At 67.6% G+C, this 1,584-nt stretch carries 2 protein-coding genes; one reads left to right on the forward strand and one right to left on the reverse strand.

Annotated elements, in window-relative coordinates:
• Positions 1–80 precede the first annotated feature (80 nt).
• On the forward strand, positions 81–521 hold the full coding sequence (locus tag AC07DI_RS37500; protein WP_478909452.1) for a hypothetical protein: 441 nt from the start codon (positions 81–83) through the stop codon (positions 519–521).
• Positions 522–583: 62 nt separating this feature from the next.
• Here the strand turns inward: AC07DI_RS37500 and AC07DI_RS37505 are convergent.
• Positions 584–1,527 (reverse strand): IS5 family transposase gene (locus AC07DI_RS37505; protein ID WP_478909454.1). Its coding sequence is split into 2 segments (ribosomal slippage): positions 584–1,135 and positions 1,138–1,527, totalling 942 coding nucleotides; the frame shifts between segments, so codons are not numbered across the junction.
• Between the last annotated feature and the right edge of the window lie 57 nt (positions 1,528–1,584).

Here is a 1,584-nt window from a genome sequence, read left to right on the forward strand (position 1 = left end):
CTAGGAGCTGTCCTGGCGATCACCCGTAGGGTGCCTCGGTGGTACTTTGCCCGGAAGTCGTGGGAGGGGTGGGTAGGTCGGTGGATAGGGAGTTGCGGCGGGCCGCTGTCCTGGTGCTCGGTGAACTCGGGCGAAGTCACGACTACCGTGACCGCGCGGATGCCGGCCACGGCCTCTCAGGGTTTGCCGAGATGCAGGAGGCCCGTGGGTCGCTGCTGGAGCTCGTGCTCGACCGTGATGACACCTTCGTCACCAGGGTGACCACGGAAGCGCTGCTTCGGCGAAAGGACAGTGCAGGACTGGCGACGGTCGCGTCCGCGCTGGCAGTCGCTGACCTGAATCACGGAGATTGGATCCACACCGCGGTCGTCGACGTGTTCAGCATTTTCTCCCACGACCAGGACGACGCGATCCGGTTGTGCGAGGAGCTGTTGCAGGACGCTGACGAGCGCGTTGCCCGGGGGGCTCGTCAGCTGTACGAGCTCCTGGCTGGGATCGATCCCGTTCTTCGCCCCGCATAGCGCAGCCGCTGTCGTGAGAGCGCGGGTGCTCGACGGCAGAATTTGGAGCCGTCACTCGCCCATCATGTGCGAAGCCAGACGACTATGGCGGCAGCGGTGACGGTGCCGAGGAAGACGTATCCTCGCTTGTCGTAGCGAGTCGCGACGGCTCGGGAGTTCTTCAGCCTGTTGATGGCCCGTTCGACAGTGTTGCGCTTCTTGTACCGCTCCTCGTCGCAGCCCGGCGGTCGTCCGCCTCGTGATCCCTTGCGCAGGCGGACGGCCCGGCTGTCAGTCTTCTCCGGGATGGCGTGGCGGATGCCCCGCCGCCTCAGATACTCGCGGCAGGGTCTGTTGCTGTAGCCCTTGTCCGCCGCGACGCTGTCCGGCTTCGTGCGCGGCCTGCCTGACCCAAGTCGGGGAACGCGGATCTTCTCCAACACGGGCGCGAACTGCGCGCAGTCCGCCCGCTGGCCTGCGGTAACGACCAAGGACAGCGGACGGCATCGGCCGTCGGCGCTCAGATGAATTTTGGTGGTGAAGCCGCCGCGTGAGCGGCCCAGGCTCTCGCCTCGCTCACCACCTCCACCAGGCGGCCGACCAGACTCTGCCACGGTGTATCGTCCTGGTGTTCTGGCACCTTGTCCCCTTTTGATGCGCCCGGTGCCGGCGGCGGGCCCATCCGGGCGCCGGCCGCGTGCTGGTGCGCGCGCACGATGGTGGAGTCCACCGAGACGTCCCAGTCGATCTCGCCCGCCGCATCGGCCGCGGCCTGGACCTGCTGCAGCAGCCGTTCCCAGGTGCCGTCCGCCGACCACAGCCGATGGCGCTCGTAAACGGTCTTCCACGGACCGAACCGCTTCGGGAGATCACGCCAGTGCACCCCGGTCCGCACCCGGTGCAGGATCCCGTCGATCACCTGCCGGTGATCGCGCCACCGTCCGCACCGACCGTTGCTCACCGGCAGGAACGGCCGCAGCCGCTCCCACTCCGCGTCCGCCAGATCACCGCGTTCTCCCCGCCCCATGCCCGACGCAACGAGCAGATCAGGCGACAGTCACATGATCGGCCGGACAGCTCCTAG

It is taken from the genome of Streptomyces sp. NPDC044106, from assembly GCF_056433985.1.